Annotated in this window: 19 protein-coding genes and 1 tRNA gene; 4 read left to right on the top strand and 16 right to left on the bottom strand. The window is 29.8% G+C overall.

The annotated features are described in order from the left end of the window. Positions 1-168 precede the first annotated feature (168 nt). Both MK083_05620 and MK083_05625 read left to right on the top strand, forming a co-directional pair. Positions 169-348 carry a hypothetical protein gene (locus MK083_05620; GenBank protein ID MCH2673934.1) on the top strand — a complete coding sequence of 60 codons (180 nt, stop codon included), beginning with the start codon at positions 169-171 and terminating at the stop codon, positions 346-348. Beyond that, positions 333-1,619: an MFS transporter gene (locus tag MK083_05625; protein MCH2673935.1), complete on the top strand. Its 1,287-nt coding sequence runs from the start codon at positions 333-335 to the stop codon at positions 1,617-1,619. Before MK083_05620 ends, MK083_05625 begins: the two co-directional genes overlap by 16 nt. Here the strand turns inward: MK083_05625 and MK083_05630 are convergent. Together MK083_05630 and MK083_05635 are read right to left on the bottom strand one after the other, a co-directional pair. Further along, positions 1,602-2,639 (bottom strand): lactonase family protein, encoded by a 1,038-nt coding sequence (locus tag MK083_05630; GenBank protein MCH2673936.1) that lies wholly within the window; start codon positions 2,637-2,639, stop codon positions 1,602-1,604. The two genes, MK083_05625 and MK083_05630, sit on opposite strands and share 18 nt — an antisense overlap. A gap of 59 nt (positions 2,640-2,698) precedes the next feature. Beyond that, a tRNA-Pro gene (locus tag MK083_05635) sits at positions 2,699-2,773 on the bottom strand. A 39-nt stretch (positions 2,774-2,812) separates the two neighbouring features. On the opposite strand from MK083_05635, the gene MK083_05640 reads away from it, so the two are divergent. Together MK083_05640 and MK083_05645 are read left to right on the top strand one after the other, a co-directional pair. Beyond that, positions 2,813-3,883, top strand: coding sequence for a hypothetical protein (locus MK083_05640; protein ID MCH2673937.1), 1,071 nt, complete (start codon positions 2,813-2,815; stop codon positions 3,881-3,883). Then, on the top strand, positions 3,880-4,734 hold the full coding sequence (locus MK083_05645; protein ID MCH2673938.1) for an MBL fold metallo-hydrolase: 855 nt from the start codon (positions 3,880-3,882) through the stop codon (positions 4,732-4,734). Before MK083_05640 ends, MK083_05645 begins: the two co-directional genes overlap by 4 nt. Before the next feature lies 1 nt (position 4,735). On the opposite strand, the gene nhaA is transcribed toward MK083_05645, so the two are convergent. The 14 genes from nhaA to tsf form a co-directional block, all read right to left on the bottom strand. Beyond that, entirely contained in the window at positions 4,736-5,908 is a 1,173-nt protein-coding gene (gene nhaA, locus MK083_05650) for a Na+/H+ antiporter NhaA (GenBank protein MCH2673939.1), read from the bottom strand. Positions 5,909-5,950: 42 nt separating this feature from the next. After that, positions 5,951-6,835, bottom strand: coding sequence for a tRNA pseudouridine(55) synthase TruB (gene truB / locus MK083_05655; protein MCH2673940.1), 885 nt, complete (start codon positions 6,833-6,835; stop codon positions 5,951-5,953). Positions 6,836-6,840: 5 nt separating this feature from the next. Then, entirely contained in the window at positions 6,841-7,191 is a 351-nt protein-coding gene (rbfA, locus tag MK083_05660; GenBank protein ID MCH2673941.1) for a 30S ribosome-binding factor RbfA, read from the bottom strand. A gap of 7 nt (positions 7,192-7,198) precedes the next feature. Then, positions 7,199-8,971, bottom strand: a complete 1,773-nt coding sequence (gene infB / locus MK083_05665) for a translation initiation factor IF-2 (protein ID MCH2673942.1) — start codon at positions 8,969-8,971, stop codon at positions 7,199-7,201. Between the two features lie 22 nt (positions 8,972-8,993). Further along, positions 8,994-10,439: a transcription termination factor NusA gene (gene nusA / locus MK083_05670; GenBank protein MCH2673943.1), complete on the bottom strand. Its 1,446-nt coding sequence runs from the start codon at positions 10,437-10,439 to the stop codon at positions 8,994-8,996. A gap of 115 nt (positions 10,440-10,554) precedes the next feature. Next, the gene (locus MK083_05675; GenBank protein MCH2673944.1) at positions 10,555-12,285 is read right to left on the bottom strand and encodes a proline--tRNA ligase; all 1,731 of its coding nucleotides are present in this window, start codon (positions 12,283-12,285) and stop codon (positions 10,555-10,557) included. Next, complete coding sequence (gene ispG / locus MK083_05680; protein MCH2673945.1) at positions 12,286-13,491, bottom strand: flavodoxin-dependent (E)-4-hydroxy-3-methylbut-2-enyl-diphosphate synthase; 1,206 nt, start codon at positions 13,489-13,491, stop codon at positions 12,286-12,288. 14 nt (positions 13,492-13,505) lie between these two features. Further along, a complete protein-coding gene (locus MK083_05685) occupies positions 13,506-15,059 on the bottom strand; it encodes a site-2 protease family protein (protein ID MCH2673946.1) in 1,554 nt (517 codons plus the stop codon). Positions 15,060-15,061: 2 nt separating this feature from the next. Beyond that, positions 15,062-16,177 (bottom strand): 1-deoxy-D-xylulose-5-phosphate reductoisomerase, encoded by a 1,116-nt coding sequence (dxr, locus tag MK083_05690; GenBank protein MCH2673947.1) that lies wholly within the window; start codon positions 16,175-16,177, stop codon positions 15,062-15,064. Further along, positions 16,174-16,869 (bottom strand): phosphatidate cytidylyltransferase, encoded by a 696-nt coding sequence (locus tag MK083_05695; GenBank protein ID MCH2673948.1) that lies wholly within the window; start codon positions 16,867-16,869, stop codon positions 16,174-16,176. The genes dxr and MK083_05695 overlap by 4 nt, the downstream gene beginning before the upstream one ends. After that, positions 16,859-17,548, bottom strand: a complete 690-nt coding sequence (gene uppS, locus MK083_05700; GenBank protein ID MCH2673949.1) for a polyprenyl diphosphate synthase — start codon at positions 17,546-17,548, stop codon at positions 16,859-16,861. The genes MK083_05695 and uppS overlap by 11 nt, the downstream gene beginning before the upstream one ends. 2 nt (positions 17,549-17,550) lie before the next feature. After that, positions 17,551-18,111 (bottom strand): ribosome recycling factor, encoded by a 561-nt coding sequence (gene frr / locus MK083_05705; GenBank protein MCH2673950.1) that lies wholly within the window; start codon positions 18,109-18,111, stop codon positions 17,551-17,553. A gap of 30 nt (positions 18,112-18,141) precedes the next feature. Further along, positions 18,142-18,873, bottom strand: a complete 732-nt coding sequence (gene pyrH / locus MK083_05710; GenBank protein ID MCH2673951.1) for a UMP kinase — start codon at positions 18,871-18,873, stop codon at positions 18,142-18,144. Beyond that, positions 18,863-19,357 carry a translation elongation factor Ts gene (gene tsf / locus MK083_05715; protein ID MCH2673952.1) on the bottom strand — a complete coding sequence of 165 codons (495 nt, stop codon included), beginning with the start codon at positions 19,355-19,357 and terminating at the stop codon, positions 18,863-18,865. Before tsf ends, pyrH begins: the two co-directional genes overlap by 11 nt. Positions 19,358-19,521: the final 164 nt, after the last annotated feature.

A 19,521-nucleotide genomic window follows, 5' to 3' on the forward strand; every position in this document is an offset into this window, starting at 1 on the left:
TACTTTTTGACGTTAAGGACATCAATTTAAAATAAAGTATTAAAATTTTCTAAAAGAATTATTATTTTTATATTTTTTTGATTACTATTTCCAATACAACATTTAATTATTTATAGCATAATGAATTAGATAATAATTTTTTATCTTATGAGGGATAAGTAAAATAATATGTTCTCAGGAAATATACCTAAAAAAGGAATTTCGCTTTTCTTAATAACAGTAATATCGTCTTTTGCTGTGATTATTTATCTTTATGCTTGGGACTATCAAAACAAAATGAATGAAAATAGTAATTATCAGCCATCATGGTTACAAGAAAGTAGCTTTTATATATGTCCACTACACTAAGATTAGTAAAAAGTTTTTCTAATGTAGATTGGAAACATTATGGATGGGTTATAGTTGCAGTTGGAGCAATTGCCCAAATGATTGGGTCTGCAATAAGAATGGCTTTTGGTATTATTATAGATCCTCTTGTAGAAGAATTTTCCTGGGATCCTAAATCTATTGGAATAGCATATGCGATAATGTCAATTGTAACTGCTATTTCCTCTCCAATGGCAGGATTCTGCTCAACCAAAATAGGTGCTAAAAAAACTATGTATATAGGATTAGTTCTATTCTTGATAGGAATGCTTTGGACAGCTCTTGCAACAACAATTATTGAATTTTATATTTCTTATGGAATAATTTTTGGATTCGCTCAATCTATGTTTCTTGTTCCAGTTATACCTGCTGTTGCGATTTGGTTTAAATCACGACTAGGACTTGCTACTGGACTAATTATTGGTATGTGGAGTCTAGGACCAGCTATAGTAATTCAAATTATGGGAATAATGTTGGATTCATTAGGTTGGCAAACAACATTCATAATTAGTGGGGTTGTAGGAACCTTAATAATGATAATTGCCTTAGGTTTTTGGAAAAATACTCCTGAAGAAAAAGGAGTATTACCTTATGGAGCAGAGTTAATTGAAAAAATAGATGAACAAGAGAGTTTATCTAAAAAATATTCTAAAAATCTACAAAAAATAGTATATGGAACAGATGCATTTTGGAGCTTAATGAATATTCATTTTTTAGGATGCGTTGGTCATGCTGTAATTTTGATAGGATTGGTTCCATTAATGATTAGTAAAGGTATTGGATATACTGAATCAGTATTATGTTTAACCTTAATTATGGTCGTCTCAATTTCTACAAGATTTCTAACACCTATCATTGGAGACTCTATAAACCCCAAAATAATAATGTTCCTTTCATTTTTAGGTCAGGGTTTGTTTGTAATTCCATGGGCGTTTACTACAGATAAATGGATGTTTTATTTAGTTGGTATTTTATGGGCAATTCCTTATGGTGGAGAAGGAACTTTATTCCCGATAATGAATAGAAAATACTATGGTTTTTTTAGAATGGATACAACATATGGATGGCAGATACTAGCTGCAAGTTTGGGTATGGCCTTAGGAGGATTTATCCCGGGATTAGTTTTTGATGTAACCGGTGGATATGTTTACGCAATATGGATATCTGCTTTTTTTTCATGCTTTGGTGCTTTTGTTATTCTAACCTTAGAAACCACTAAAAAAGTTATTCGCCCCTCATTCAATAATCTCTAATAAACAAACTGGAGCAGGAATAGAAATCTTTTCACCTGTGGGTATCAAATCTCCGTGCTCATCAATTCTGAACATGAATATATCATCTGAGTTTTCATTTGCTACTAAGCAATACTTACCGGAATTTGATATAGAAAAATTTCTAGGAGTTTTACCTTTAGTAGAAAAGTGTTTATCAAACACAAGATTACCATTATCAGAAATAATAAATTTTGATATTGAATCATGCCCTCTATTAGAACCATATAAATAATTTTTATCTTTGGAAAAATGTATATCAGCAGTTGTGGTTTCTAAATCATAATTTTTTGGTATTGTAGAGATTATTTGATTTGAAATCAAATCAAAATTTGAATTTATTTCAAAAAAATTAATTGTTGAATCGAGTTCATTTATACTATAAGCTCTTCTATTTTTTTTATCTATGACGAAATGCCTTGGACCAGACCCAGGATCAGTTTTAAAAGACTTTGAAGATACTATTTTATAATTATTTTTATTTATTGAATATCTTATAATTTCATCAATCCCAAGGTCACAAACATAGAAGTTTTGATCATCAAGAAAATTTATTGAGTGTGCATGAGGTTCATTTTGCCTAATTTTATTTAAGCTTGATCCTTCATGAGAGATTTTTTCAATAAAGGAAATTTTGCCATTTTCAAGTTTATATGTTGAAAAATCACCTGAACTATAATTAACTACAACTAAAAAATCATTCTTACTATTTACAGCAACATGACAGGGATTATCTCCAAAAGAAAATTCTTGATTGATTTTTTCTAGTTGATTATTGTTAATAAGATTGTAGGAAACTATTAATCCAGGATCAGAAGAACTTGATTCTCCCACAGCATATACATTCTTATAACCACTATCAATAGCTAAGAAAGAGGGATTTAGGGGGCTTATTTCAGGAAAAGAATTTACTAATTTAAACTTTTCACGATCTTCATCAAAGTCTAAAATATAAATTCCCTCACTTTTTCTTTTAGAATATGTTCCTACTAACCAATTCATAAAATAACCTCTTATTTATAAAATATATTGATATAGTTTAATAGATAAATAATAAAAAATGGTCGGGGTGACAGGATTTGAACCTGTGACCCCTCGCTCCCAAAGCGAGTGCGCTACCGCTGCGCCACACCCCGTAGTTATTTATTTTATACGTAAATTCTAATCAAAGTCTTATGAAAATAACAAAAATTGAAGTACTATATCCAAGTTATAAAACTTCTCTGAAAGACTGGAGACCAAATCTATGGCAAATTATAACTAAAATTCATACAGATAAAAATAAAGTTATTGGATATGGAACAGGTGGTGGAGGCTTAGCTTCCGTAAATGTTATAAATGGTCACCTGTCAAAAATTATATCAAAAGCTAATATAGAAAAAATCGAAGATATTTCTGATTTATTTAATAAGATGTACATACAAAGTATCCCATATGGTAGAGGTGGGATAGCTTCGATGGCAATTTCAGGAATAGATTTGGCGATATGGGATGCATTTAGCAAATACTACGAAATTCCAATAAAAAATTTATTAAATAATAAAAGTGAAAAACACATTTCTGATATTAATACTTATGCAACAGGAAATGATGTAAAAACCTATAATGAACTAGGATTTATCAATTATAAACTAAGTGTAAGGTCATCTAATAATTTTATTGAAGATAAAAAAAAGCTGACTAAAAAAATAAAAGAAATTAGAAAGATTTTTAGTAATTCTAACAAGATTATGTTGGACTCTTATATGTCTTGGGATATAGATTACACAATTAAGATGTCAGAAGGCCTTAAGGATTTAGATATATTTTGGTTTGAGGATGTATCAACTCCTGATGAAATATTAAATTCTAGTTCTATTTTGGATAAGTTAAATGGAATTTTTTTAGCTGGAGGTGAACATGACTTAAATTATGAAAATTTTTCTAATATGAAAAAAAATAATACATATCATTTTTGGCAACCTGACATTACATGGTGCGGAGGAATTAGTGCATTACTAAAAATAATTAAAATTTCAAATGAGGGTTATCCCATAATATTACATAGGGGAGGTGAACCTTGGGGTTTACCAATGATCCAATCTGGATTGGTAAAAAATCTAGCTGAAATTCATAGTCCCAAAGATAAAAAAATTTCAATGGAAAAATGGGATAATAATTCTATATTGAGTTTTGATGAAGGAAAATTAAGACTAAATGAATATTTAGGTTTTGGAGCTGAACCTAAAAAAGGTATTTTTGAATGATTAACACAAAAAAAGAACTAATTTTCTTGGGTACAGGTACTTCAGAAGGAGTTCCAAGAGTCAGTTGCTTAACCAATGGACTTGGTTGCAAAGTGTGTTGCAATGCAATGAAGCCTAACTCAAAAAATAGAAGATTTAATACCAGCGCAATGATAAGAATTATGAGAAATGGAAATACAAAAAATATATTAATTGATGCAGGAAAATTTTTTTATCAATCAGCAATAAAATGGTTCCCAAAATATAAAATTAATAAAATTGACGCTGTAATTCTTACCCATGCACATCAAGATGCTGCAGGTGGTTTTGATGATCTTAGAGACTGGACAAACAATACTCAATCAAATATACCTATATACCTTAGAAACGAAGATTTAGAGGTAATAAAGAAAACATTCTATTACCTTGTTGATACTTCAAATATTACATCTGGTGGGACAGTTGCAAAATTAAGTTTTAATATAATTGATGAAAATTTTACTATTATAGAAGAAGAAAAAATAAAACATTTGAAAGTAAATCATGGTAAAAATTATTTTGCAAATGGATACAGAATTGATAATCTTTCTTACATAAGTGATTGCTCTTATATTCCTAAAGAAACAATGGATAGAATATCAGGAAGTGAAATAATTATTTTAGATGCATTAAGATTCAAGGAGCACAAATCTCATTTTAACTTAGAAAAGGCGATAGAAACTGCGATAAGTATTAAGCCTAAATATGCCTATTTCACGGATATATGTCATGATATTGATCATTACGAAACAAATAGATTTCTAAAAAAAATTTCAAAAGAAACTAATATAAAGATGCAATTAGCATACGATGGCCAAAGAATTATATTTTAATTTAGTCTTTAGAAGATTTTGTAGTAAGTCTTAAAGTTAGATATCCTAATATACCTGCTAATAACGATGCCAATAAAACTCCTAGTCTTACAGATGTTTGATATTCTGGATCCGTAAAAGCTAAACTTCCTATGAACAAACTCATAGTAAATCCAATTCCAGTTACCAATGAAAGACCATAATATTGAGCCCAAGAAATATCAGGCGGTAACTTACAAAGCCTTAACAAGCTTCCTATGTAAGTAAATGACATAACTCCAATTTGTTTTCCAAAAAATAACCCCAATATAATCCCTAGGGTTACTGGATCCCATAAAAGATTCAATTCCATACCTGAAAATGAAACTCCTGCATTTGCAAACGCAAAGATTGGTAGAATAGTGAAATTAACCCAAGGTTCTATTGAGTGTTCTAATTTTGACAATGGAGAATGATCTGAAGAATTATTTGATCTTAATGGTATAAATTGAGCCAACAACACACCTGCCAAACTAGCATGTATTCCGGACTTTAGAACAAAAATCCAAAGTAAAATTCCTATAATAATATAAGGTGACAATTTATGAATTTTTCTATTATTTAATACAAATAAAACAAGTGTGCTTATAGTGGCAAAAACTAGGTTGTTAATCGATAAATCAGATGTATAAAATGATGCAATAATTATTATCGCCATTAGATCATCAATAATTGCAATGGCTACCAATGTTACTTTTAGAGATATAGGTACCCTATTACCTAACAATGTAACTACACCTAGTGCAAATGCTATATCAGTTGCAGTAGGAATAGCCCATCCATTAGTAGTTAATTCATTACCAATATTTAGGCTTAGATAAATTACTGCAGGAATTGTTATTCCGCCTATGGCAGCAACTGCAGGCAAACTAAACTGCTCTCTTGAAGATAAATGGCCTTGAATTAATTCTCTCTTAATTTCTAGTCCAACCAAAAGAAAAAAAATAGCCATTAGCCCGTCATTGATCCAATGATGAAAATCTTTATCGATTGAGAAGTTAAAAATCTTAATACTTATAGAACTATGTAAAAGTTTCGAATAAGAATCACTTAAGAAAGAATTTTCAACAAGAATTGCTGCAATAGCAGCTAAAAGTAATAAAATTCCAGGAGCAGATTTTATTTGGAAAAATTTCCTTATGGTTTCTATGAGCATTTTTTAATTTGGAGATATATTTGATAACAAATTTAGTAAACTTTACCTAATAATATTCTTTGGCTTCCAAAACTTTTTTGAATGATCAAATGATAATAAACCAATGAATTTTCTACTATAATTATATATTTTGATATCATCATAATTCAATGAATTTATATTCAAATTTTCTGAATTAAAAACTTTACCATTATAATAATTATTTTCCATTTGAATATCAAAAAGTAATTTTTTATTATCACTAAAAATTAAGTCTGTAGATAAAAGTTTATCCTCTATTTCTTCAAAATCTTTTATATCTATAGAGCTCTTTATTTGAAATGGACCATAATTGATTCTAGATAAGTTAATTAATGTAGCTAAACTATCAAGACTTTCAGCTAAGTCATTAACTAAACTTCTTATATAAAAACCACTAGAACAATTAATTGAGATAGTTAATATAGGAGATTCCCAACTAATTACTTTTATGCTGTTAACTTTTACTTTACGTGAATCAATTTTGACTCTTTCATTTTTTCTTGCATATTCATATAGTCTTTTACCGTTCTTTTTTATCGCACTATATTTTGGTGGTACTTGTTCTATTTCTCCCAAAAAACTAGAAAGTTTCTTAGCTATCAAATCCAAATCTTTGGGAATTTTATTAGTTTCATTTAATATTTCTCCCTCTAAATCAAATGTTGAAGTTGAATAGCCAAACCTTATTTCAGCAATATAAGATTTCATAAATGTTTGAAAGTAGTTAAAATATTTTGTGGTGTCATTTATTAATAGTGGAAGTATCCCCGTAGCAAGTGGATCAAGAGTACCAGCATGACCTATTTTTCTAAATTTATACCTTGACTTAATCTTTCTTAATACGTCATTTGAGGTCCATTTATAGGGTTTATTTATAATGAATATACCACTTTTATGAAAATTCATTAGTTCTATTTTTCAGAAGAAACTTCATTAATTAATTCATCGATCTGTTTTTGAAATTCAGACGATTTATCTAAAAAAAACTTAATTTTTGGTGTTCTAGACGTCCTTACTTTACTTGAGATTATTTTTTGAAAATAAAAAGCTTTATCATTTAAGTTTTCAATTATTTGATCAATATATTCATTAGAAGGATTGTAGATACTTACGAATACCTTACTAAAGGAGAAGTCTTTACTGGTATCAACACTCATTATAGAAATCATAGAAACTTCAGAGGCTAATTCATCAAGATTTGAAATGGATTCACCGATAATCTTCTTAAGAGTGTTATTAAATTTTTGAATTCTAAAATCCATAAAGTTCTTATCTCAATTCATAACATTCTAAAACATCATCTACTCGAATATCATGAAATCCATTTAATACAATTCCACCTTCAATATTATTCTTTAATTCAGTTACATTTTGAGTTAGATGCCTCATAGACTCAACACCACCATCAAATATAGTTTCGTCATTTCTGATTAATCTTATTCTCGCATTTCTTGTCATATTTCCTTCGAATACTCTTACACCAGCTATTTTCTGAACCTTTCCTCTAGGGAATACTTCAAGAATTCGGGCAGAGCCAATATTCATTTCGGATTTTTCTTTACCTTTCAGTCCTTCAATTATTTCCTTGATCTCATCAACTAATGTATAGATGATATCAAAAGTTCTTATTGGTATATTATTTGTTTCAGATTGGCTTACTGCACCACCTTGAACAATAGTTTGAAAAGCTACAATAATACAATCTTCAGCACTTGTAGCCAACATTACATCAGATTCTGTAACAGCTCCAACAGATCCTGAAATTATTTTTACTTGTATTTCTTCGCTAGTTAAGTCATTTACAACTTGTTCTACTGCTGTAAGGGCACCATTAGATCCAGTTTTTATTACAATATTAATTTCTTTATCTTTTGAAGCCTTGGCTCTTTTGACTACTTGAGACAATGTTGTAATTTTAGAATTTGATGTTTGTTTATCTCTATTCCTTTGTTGAATAATTTTTCTTGCTTGTTTTTCATCTTTCACAACTTCAACTATATCTCCAATATTACTTATACCTGATATACCCATTATTTGAATGGGAGTGGATGGTTTTGCTAATTTGATTTCTTTTGAATATCCATCAATCATTTGACGAATCTTACCTGAATTATTGCCAGAAACTAATATATCACCTTGGTTGAATGAACCAGACTTAACCAATACTGTAGAAATAGATCCTTTCTTTGGATCATTATATGATTCAATTATTACACCTTTTCCTGAGTTTTTAGTGTTAGATTGTAACTCGTTAATTTCGGATAGTAAGGTTATCGATTCAAGTAATTCATCAATACCTTCACCCTTAAGTGCTGAAACCTGTACTGAAAGTACTTCTCCACCATAATCTTCTACAATAATTTCATGTTCAGTTAATTGGCTTTTTACTTTATCTATATCTGCACCCTCTAAATCACATTTGTTTATAGCGACAATCATTGGCACATTAGCATTTTTAGCATGATTAATTGACTCAATAGTTTGTGGCATGAGACCATCATCAGCAGCAACAACTAAAACTACAATATCAGTAACACTTGTTCCAGATACTCTCATTGAAGAAAAAGCTTCATGACCTGGAGTATCAATAAAAGTCATTTCAGATCCGTTGTGATTTACCTGATATGCACCAATTTTTTGTGTGATTCCTCCATACTCTCCATCAACTACATTTGTTTTTCTAATAGAATCAAGTAGTGTGGTTTTACCATGATCTACATGACCTAGAACTGTAATCACAGGAGCTCTCTTTTCTCCCTGATTTTCTGTATTTGAATCTATAGACGACCCTACCTTTAAGGCACTAGAATTATCCACTGATTCTCTAGGTTTGAGCACCGGAATTTCAAATGATTGCGCTACTCTTGCAGCTATAGAAAAATCAATTTCTTGATTTACTGATGCCATAATACCAAGCTTCATTAATACCTTAATCACATCAACCTGTGATTCATCAAGTGTTTCAGCTAAATCACCTACTGTAATTGTTAATGGTAATGAAACTGGAGATTTTATCTCGTCATTGGTGCTATCTTGTCCCATTGTTGTCAAATAAATCCCCTATTTATCTTTTATTTTTTCTTTTTCGATCAGATTTCTTAGAATTTCTATCATCTGATTTAAAATTATTTAATGATTCTATGTCTTCAGCAAATCTAATAGTATCATCGGATTTTTCAGAACCTTTAGCCCCACCTAAGTCCCATATATCTTCAGATGAAAAATCTAGGATATCTTCTTTTTGTTTCTGTAAGATTTTCTCTTTCTCTTCTTTTTCTTCTAATTCTTGAATTTCCTTTTCTAATGCCATTAACTCAGCTGAGTCATCTACTAAATCTTCTTGTAGCAAAATTTCTTCCTCCATAGTTTGAACAACTTCTGATACTTCTTCTTTTTCTGATTCAGTAATATTTTCTTTAGTTTCGGTTATTTCAATTTGCACATCTTTTATCTCTTCAGCAATTTCTTTTATTTGATCTTCTTCGGGTTGAACATCAATTTTCCATAATGTTAATTTTGCAGCCAATCTAGCATTTTGACCTTCTTTACCAATAGCTAAAGAAAGTTGTTTTCTTGGCACAATAACAAGGGCTGTTCTGTCGTCTTCATTAATTTGAACTTTAGTAACATTAGCTGGAGATAATGAATTCGTAATCAATACTCTAGGATCTTCATCCCAATCAACAACATCAATTTTTTCACCCAGAAGCTCATTGACTACATTCTGAATTCTAATTCCTCTAAGTCCAACACAAGCTCCTACTGCATCAACTTCTGGATCTTCTGAATATACTGCAACTTTTGATCTAGCTCCAGCCTCTCTAGATAATGCTTTTATTTCGACTATTCCAGTAGTAATTTCTGGAACTTCGGTTTCAAATAATTTTCTAAGAAGATCTGGATGAGTTCTTGAAACTATAATTTCTGGACCTCTAGCAGATCTTTGGACCTCAGTAACAAAAAACTTTAGCTTTTGTCCTACTCTATATCTTTCATAGTAAGTTTGCTCTGAAGGGGGCATCAAAGCTGTGGTTCTACCTATATCCACAAATACATTTTTAGAATCTATCCTTTGAATAGTTCCTATAATTACTTGACCTTTTTTATCAGCAAATTTCCCGAATACTAAATCTCTTTCAGCTTCTCTAAGCTTCTGGAGTACAACTTGTTTTGCAGTTTGAGCAGCTATTCTTCCTGGATTATATTCCATAAATCCTGTTTCAATAAAATCTCCAACTCGTAAATCTTTATTAATTTTTTGAGCTTCTTCTTCTGATATTTCCGATAAAGGATCTTCAATAGCATCTTTTTCTATGACATTAAGAATTGTTTTTACAATCACATCACCAGTTTCTGAGTCAACTTCAACAAGTATATCTTGTCCTTTTGCAGCAGGATCTTTTCTATAAGCTGAAGCTAATGCTTCCTTAACTGCAGAGACAACTATTGATTGTGGCAGATTTCTTTCAGCTGCCAATTGCGTTAAGGCTAAGAAAAGTTCATTCTTCAAAGTTACCTCCTAGATAACTGTTAACAAAAAAAAGTGAGCAAAGCCCACCTTCCTAGTTGATTTATCCTTTTTTTAATTTATTTATATTAGTATCATTCTAGCATTTTTTAGTATGTTAATGTGGTTGATTTTTTATATTTTTAAAGAATTCAATTATTTGTTCAATATTAACAGTATGTGTTTTATCATTATCTCTATCATATAATTCTAATAAACCATTAGCTAAATTTCTTTTTGAAACAACTATTCTGTATGGTAGAGATAATAAGTCAGAGTCATTAAACTTAACTCCAGTTTGAATATCTCTGTCATCAAATAATAAATCAAACCCCATTTCTGATAAAACGGAATAAACCTTTTCTGAAAGTTTCATCACTTCATCGTCATTTGTTTGTAAAGCAGCTAAATATATAGAAAAGGGAGAAATAGATAATGGTAAATTCATTTTATTCTCAGAATTATTTGCTTCTATACACGCTGCTAATAGTCTTCCAACTCCAATGCCATAACATCCCATCAATATATCTTTATATTGACCATCTTTATCTGAAAACTTAGCACCCATTTTGGAAGTGTAGGAAGTACCTAACTTAAAAACATGACCTACTTCAATTCCCTTTTTAGCTATTAATTTCGATCGTTCTTTAGATAAGTAACCTTCTTTAGCCTCGGCTATATCAACAAATTCTGCAATGACTAGATCTCTCTCAATATTAAAACCTTTGTAGTGTTTTTCAGAAATATTTGAACCAATTATAAAATTACCCGGCCCTAAGTTTACTGACTCATCATATAAAAAACTTATATTTTTTATATTAACTGGAGATATATAGCCAGGTATGAATCCTTCTTTTATAATTTCATTATCTGAGGCAATTTTAAGATTAGTAGCTTTGATATGATTTCTTATTTTTGTTTCATTTAATGTGTAATCAGATCTAATCACACATCCTATTAATTTATCATCTGCTTTATAAATTATAGTTTTTAGAATCTTATTATTTTCAATTGATAAAAATTTTCTTAGGTCATCTATAGTTTTACAATTTGGAGTATCTATTAGTTCAAGTTTTTCATTGCGTTCTAATGTATATTCTTGTTTTAAGAAAACAGCTTTCTCTGAATTAGCTGCATAATTTTTATCCTCACTCAACAGCACAATATCTTCACCACTTTCAGCTAGCATTATAAATTCGTTAGATTCCTTACCACCTATAGCTCCAGAATCAGCATCAACAATCACAACATCTGTTGAACATCTTTGAAAAATATTGTTATAAGCTTCAATCATTTTTTTATAGGAAATATCCAACCCTTCTTCATTAATATCAAAAGAATAAGCATCTTTCATTTCAAATTCTCTTACTCTCAACAAACCAGCTCTTGGTCTTGGTTCTTCTCTATATTTAGTTTGGATTTGATACAAAGTAAAAGGTAGATCTCTGTATGAATTTACATTTTTTGAAACTAAATCAGTCACAGTTTCTTCATGCGTAGGAGCTATAACCATATCGTTATTTCTTCTATCAGAAAATCTTGCCAGAGGTGGAATGAATGTATCGATTCTGTCTGATTTATTCCATAAATCTGAAGGTTGAACAACTGGCATATTAATTTCTAATGCTCCAGATTTATTCATTTCTTCTCGTATAATATTTTTTATTTTTTCTATTGATCTCCATCCTATTGGAAGAAAACTAAAAATACCACTTGAAACTTGAGAAATGAAACCGGATCTATGCAGCAATCTATGACTTTCAGTTTCTATGTTTTGAGGATCCTCTCGATAAGTTTTCCAAAAGTAATTACTTAATTTTTTTGAACCTAAAAATGAATTAATATTCATTTATATCCCCCATTTATTTTGAACATAAGTTTCAACCATTTCAATAAACTCATTAGATATATTTTGTCCTTTAAGAATCTTCACTTTTTTCCCATCTATAAACACAGGAGCCACAGGACTTTCACCAGAACCTGGTAAAGAAACTCCTATATTTGCTGCTTTTGATTCACCTGGTCCATTAACAACACATCCCATAACTGCAACTTTTAACTCTTCAGAGCCAGGAAAATCTTTTTTCCATTCTTTGTTCTTACGATCTAAATGATCTTTTATTTCTGAAGCTAATTCTCGAAAATAAGTTGAGGTAGTCCTTCCACAACCTGGACAAGCAGTTACTTGAGGTTTAAAGGTTCTTATACCTAATGATTGTAAAATTTCTTGGCATAATTCAACTTCCCTGGACCTCAGAGCTCCCACCTCAGGAGTAAGAGAGGATCTAATAGTATCCCCTATCCCTTCTTCAATCAAGATAGATAATGCTGCTGAAGTAGCAACAATTGATTTCATTCCTAAACCTGCTTCAGTTAAACCTAAATGCAGAGGAGCAGAACATTGTTTAGAAATTTCTCTGTAGCAGTGTACCATCTGATTTAGTCTAGAAACCTTACACGAAATAATAATATTATTTTTACTTAATCCAAAATCAATTGCTTTTTCATATGAAATAATTGCACTTGAAATTAATGCTTCTGATTCTACTTCTTCTGCACTCTTAGGTATTTTTAATTTATTATTTTCTTCCATTTTTATATTTAATAGTTCTTGATCCAGAGATCCTGCGTTTACTCCGATTCGAACTGGCTTATTTAGATCTTTAGCGATATCTATAAAGGTTTTAAAATTATCATCTTTTCTATTTCCTGTTCCTAAATTACCTGGATTTATTCTATACTTATCTAGATTCTCAGCACAACTAGGAACTGATCTTAAGATCTTATGGCCAATAAAATGAAAATCTCCAATTATAGGCACATTTATACCCTTATCAGTTAATATATTCTTTATATCAGTTATTGCTTTAGCAGATTCAATATTATTTACAGTTACTCTTACAAGCTCTGATCCTGCATTATATAATTCCTGAATTTGATTTACTGTTTTATTTACATCAGCAGTATCAGTATCTGTCATAGATTGTACGACAATTGGATTATTACCTCCAACTTTTACATTGCCTACATTTACCACATGGGTAATTTTTCTCATTTTTTCTCCACTTTCTATAATCTAGAAATATCTCTAAATGAAATATAAAATATCAATAATATTAGTATAATGAATCCAACACCATGAATATATGATTCAACTCTCTCAGGAACCTTTTTGCCTCTTCTTAATATTTCAATAAATAGAAATGCCAACCTACCTCCGTCTAAAGCAGGAAATGGTAACAAATTAATTACAGCAAGAGAAAGACTAATTGAGGAAGCAAGTGTAAATAAAATTAAAATTCTTTCTGAAATTAAGATTGATGAAGTTGCTACATCTCCACTAATTTTTCCTAATCCAATTGGACCAATAGCTCTAGGGCCATCAAATATTGGATTACTTGATCTATTAATTATCCCAATTATTGATAGATAACTTAAGTGATAGATATCAAGCGCACTTCTTGTTGCATTGGAAATATTATCACTTAAATCTTCTTTATATTTTCTAGAATTATTAGAGTTTACTAATATACCAACCGATCCTTCTTGAATAGTATCTCTAATCCCTGATCTATTATCTATTTTTCTGGCCAAATCTAATGGAATACCTTCCTCAGATTCATCAAAGACTATTGGAATTTGCTCTCCTATCTCTGCATCTTCATTATAAATTATGGCCTGAGATAAGGGTATATAACCCTCTTTTACTGTTTCAGAAACTTCAAAATATGTAATAGTACCTGAATACTGATCATACAATCTTGCTTGATTTAAGGTTATATCTTCTCCAATTTTATGAATTGGAGGGTCCCATCTAGATTCAATCATAACTGATAAAAAATTATCGTCAGAATAATCATAATTAGACTTTTCTCCAGGTCCCATAAATACTTTAGGTATCCCTCTTGAAATTCTCCAGTTTGATTTATCTCCTAAATTTTTAGTTGTAATATTTTGTAAGTCAGAAATAGAGTGTACATCAACATTATTTATGGAAATCACCTTGTCTCCTGATCTAAGTCCAGAGTTATACGCTGGAGAATCTTCCATAACACCCTGAATAACTACATCTGAAATATCTTTTTCTGTTATGAATATATTTATACTGAAGATCATTATAAAAGGTAATAAAAAATTAATGAAAGCACCTGAAAAAATTATTATGAATCTTCCAAATTTGGATGCTTGACTCAAAGAGTCTTTAGACTTGTTACTTTCTTCACCAAATAACTTTACAAAACCTCCAAAAGGTATGATATTCAAACTCCATAACATAGTTTTTACACCTATTTTGTTATTAAATATTTCAATTAGCTTAACTGGGATATAACTACTTATGTTATCTATGTTTCTTGTTTTAGAAAGACTTGTAACTTTTCTATGATCATCTAATTTTATATAGATAATTTCATTTTTATTTAAGTTTGATATGTCTGTATTGCTTTCTAATGTAAATTCCTTGTAAGTTGTCCATATACTTAAGAATTTTGGAGGGAATCCAATACCAAACTCCAAAACTCTAACCCCATAGTATTTGGCGGTTAAGTAATGTCCTAATTCATGCAAAACCACAAGAGGAGTTATCATCAAGGATAATGTTATTACACTAATAAATAATTGCATTATTATAAAATTTTTATTTCTTTAGAAACTTTATTTCTTAAGTAATCTCTTACTTCAATTATATTATCTAGAGTGAATTTTTGATCGAATTTTTCATTACATAATAATTTTTCAAGATAAATAGGAATTGAAATATATGAAATTTTTTCTTCGATAAATAAATTAACAAGAATTTCATTAAGAATAGATAGTGCTGAGATGTATAGATTACCTCTAAGTATATAGTCTAGAGAAAAGTCATAACAAGGATATTGAGACCTATCTACTTGAGAAAAAGTTAAGTTACTAAGTTTTGAAAAATCAATTTTATTTTTGTAATCTAAATTAAAGTTTGGATAGTCAATTGCATATTGAATGGGGAGCTTCATGTCAGGTTTTGAGAGCTGAGCTTTAACTGAACCATCCATAAACTCAACCATTGAATGTACAATACTTTCTCTGTGTATTAGGACATCAATATCTTGAAAATCGATATCAAACATATATGATGTTTCTACTATTTCAAAAATTTTATTCATCATAGTTGAAGAATCAACCGTAATTTTTTTACCCATCTTCCAGTTTGGATGAGATGTTGCCTCAGCAGGAGTAACGTTACTAAGTTCCTCATATTTTTTATCCCTAAAAATTCCACCAGAAGCAGTTAAGACTATTTTTGATACTTTTCTATAATCACCATTGATGCATTGCCAAATAGCAGAAGGCTCTGAATCAACAGGAAATATTTTAGTTTTATTTTTTTTAGCAATATCAAACAGTAGTGGCCCAAAGGTGACTATCACTTCTTTATTAGTTAGACCAATATTTACACCATTTCTAACTGCTTTAAAAATTACTTCATGAGCATCAGAACCAAATGAAGCAAAAAGGATAAAATCAACTTCTTCAATAGATACTAAATCTTTTGAATCAATAAGATTTGAGCCTGGAATATTATATTCTTTTTTTTCTAAATTATCATAATATTTAGGATTTAATTCCAAAACCTGATTTTTATGTTTCTCTAAATTTTTGCCAGCTGTCAATCCTAATATTTCAATTGAGCTTTCATTTCTAAGTACATCAATTGTTTGTTCACCGATAGAACCTGTAGAACCTATTATTACAACTTTTTTCATGTTAAAAAGAATATCCAAAAAAAGAAAGTAAAACTAGGTAAAATTGAATCCAGTCTATCTAATATTCCTCCATGACCATAGAAAATATTTGAAAAATCATCAATACTTAAGATTCTTTTTATTTTTGAAACTGCTAGATCACCTAATATACTTGTAATGACTATTCCTATTGAGGTTATAAATATTATAAATATTCCTATATCATCCAAATAATTTTTACTTAAGAAATAAAGAATAAAAAAGCCAAATAAAAAACCAAATATAACTGAACCTATGTAACCTTCAATAGTTTTATTGGGTGATATTTTCACAAGAAAACTTAGCTTAGATTTCCCAAAAAGTTTACCAAAAATATATCCAAAAGAATCTACAGAAAAAACTTGAAATAGAACAAAGAAAAAATAAAGTTTCCAATTTTCTGTCATATTTTCAATAGCAATAACATGAATAAAAAAAATAATATAAATCAAAATGAATAAATAAAATTTATAATTTCTAGATTTTAGATTATTAATTAGTTGCTTTATTATTTCTAAAAAAAATAATATTAAAGCAGTTAGAACCAAAGGATGAATTGTAAAACCAAGAAATTTTATAAATGAAATAGTGGGTAAAAATTCAAACCCAAGTATCATTACAAATATTCCAACAATTGATGTGATTAATCTTTTTGAACTATTTCTAATTTCCAAAATTTCTTTTCCTTAGGGAATAATTACTAATAATTCTTTCTAAATCATTTATTTTAAAATCAGGCCAAAATTTATCTTCAAAATAAAGCTCAGCATATGCAGCTTGCCACAAAAGAAAATTTGAAAGCCTTTTTTCACCACCTGTTCGAATTATCATATCAGGATCAGGATAATCTTTACTCATCAGATTTGAAGAAAAAATTTCCTCATCTATAGAGATAATTTTTTTTTGTATAATTTTATTAACTGCATTTATAATTTCGTTTCTGGCGCCATAATTAAATGCTATTGACAGAAAGAATTCATTGTTGTTTTTAGTTAATTCCTCAGATTTTTTTATTTTTTGAATCATTTCAGTTGATAAGTTTTTCTTGTCACCCAAATGAGTTATATTTATATTATTTTGACTTAGTTCTTCTGATTCCTTAATTATTACCTCAAGAGCTAAATTCATTATGAAATTTACCTCTTTCAAAGGTCTATTCCAATTTTCAGTTGAAAAAGCAAAAAGAGTAAGATATTTAACTCCAAGTTTTTTTGCCATAAGAGTTATAGATTTTATATTTTGATAACCCTTAATATGCCCCTCTGACCTATCTAGATGTTTTTCTAGAGCCCATCTACCATTTCCATCCATAATAATAGCTAAGTGTTTGGGGACAGAATTATTATCAGACATAATTATACTTGCATTATTTCAGATTCTTTTGAATTAGCTTCATTTTCTATGTTTTTTATTGAATCATCCGTTATCTTCTGCAAATCAGTGGATGCTCTTCTGGAGTCATCTTCTGAGCAATTACCTTCTTTTTCAAGTTTTCTGATTTCATCTTGACCATCTCTTCTGATATTCCTTATTGATACTTTTGATTGCTCAGTACGCTGTTTCAAAACTTTTACAACATCTTTTCTAGTCTCCTCAGTCATAGGAGGGATATTTACTCTAATTAAATCACTCTCAATTTGTGGGGTTATACCCAAATCAGAATTCTGTATAGACTTAGCTATAATTTGAACAGCAGTTTTATCCCAAGGTTGAACAGTCATACTTCTCTGATCGCTTAGTGAAATCTGAGAAAGTTGATTCAAAGGCATAATTGATCCGTGATAGTCAACTTTAATATTTTCTAATAAACTTGTTGTAGCTCTCCCAGTACGAATAGATTTTATATCCTCAACAAAAAAATCACACGATGATTTCATTCTTTCTGAACAATCACTAAGTATCTCTGATAATTCCATAATAAATCCTTATATTTTCTTATATATTACCTAAGATTTTGTTGGTGTATATATATGGGTACCTACTTTATCGCCAGATACCACACTTAATAAATTATCTTTTTTAAATAAATCAAAAATAACTATTGGTATAAGATTATCCATACATAATGTAAGTGCGGTCGAATCGAGAGCAGCCAATCTCATACTCAAAGCTTCATGATGAGTAATTTCATCGATCTTTTGTGCACTTTGATTTAAGTTAGGATCTGAATCATACATACCATCTATACCATTTTTAGCCATTATTAATATGTCTGCATTTATTTCAATAGCTCTAAGAGCTGCTGCCGTGTCTGTTGACATAAAAGGATTTCCTGTACCCCCTGCAAAAACAACCAGCCTACCTTTTTCTAAGTGCCTAATAGCTTTTCTTCTTATGTATGGTTCAGCTACTGAAGGAAGATTTAGGGCTGTTTGAGTTCTAACAGGAATATCATTTTTTTCTAATTCATCTTGAAGTGCTAGGGCATTCATTATAGTTGCTAACATACCAGCATAATCAGCAGTGGACCTATCCATTCCTCTTTTCTCATATTCCGCACCTCTCCAAAAATTACCACCACCGACAACTATTGAAACTTGTATATTAAGGCTTGAAACTTTTTTTATTTCAGTTGAAATAGTTCTTATAATTTCACTGTGGAGACCAAACTCTAGATTACCTTTCAGTGACTCTCCTGAAAGCTTTAAGACAATTCTTCTTGGTTTATTAATTTCCAATTTCAAATCTATTTATTTTCTTGATTACAATATTTTCTCCAACTTTTGAGGATAGTTCCTTTACTACTTCTCCTACAGTTTTAGATGAATCTCTTATGTAAGGTTGAAGTTCTAAAATCTGATCTTCTGATTCTTCTGAATTTTCAGATTTTGAAATAGAGATAGGATTCATTGCAGCAACTTGCATAGCAATTTCTTTTGCACATTTAGAGAATTCATCTGTTCTAGCAACAAAATCAGTCTCACAAGACAATTGTACTAATGCTCCAATTCTACCCCCAGTATGAATATATGATTCAACTATTCCATTTTCTGTAGCTCTACCGGCTCTTTTTTCTACAGAAGCAAGACCTTTCTTATTTAGAAATTCTTCAGCTTTTTTCATATCACCTTGAGATTCTTCTAGTGCTTTTTTTGCATCCATAATACCTGCACCAGTTTTATCTCTAAGTTCTTTGATTAAGCTTGCAGTTATTTCAACCATTTAGTTCTCCTAAATATTTATTTTTTTTCAGTATCAGTTTTTTTTGCCTTAGCTTTTGCTTTTGGTTTAGCTTTTGCTTTTGGTTTAGCTTTTGCTTTTGGCTCTGCTTTTGCTTTTGGCTCTGCTTTTGCTTTTGGCTCTGCTTTTGCTTCTGGCTCTGCTTT

This window comes from Dehalococcoidia bacterium (genome assembly GCA_022451965.1).
Classification (GTDB): Bacteria; Chloroflexota; Dehalococcoidia; order Lucifugimonadales; family Lucifugimonadaceae; genus TMED-70.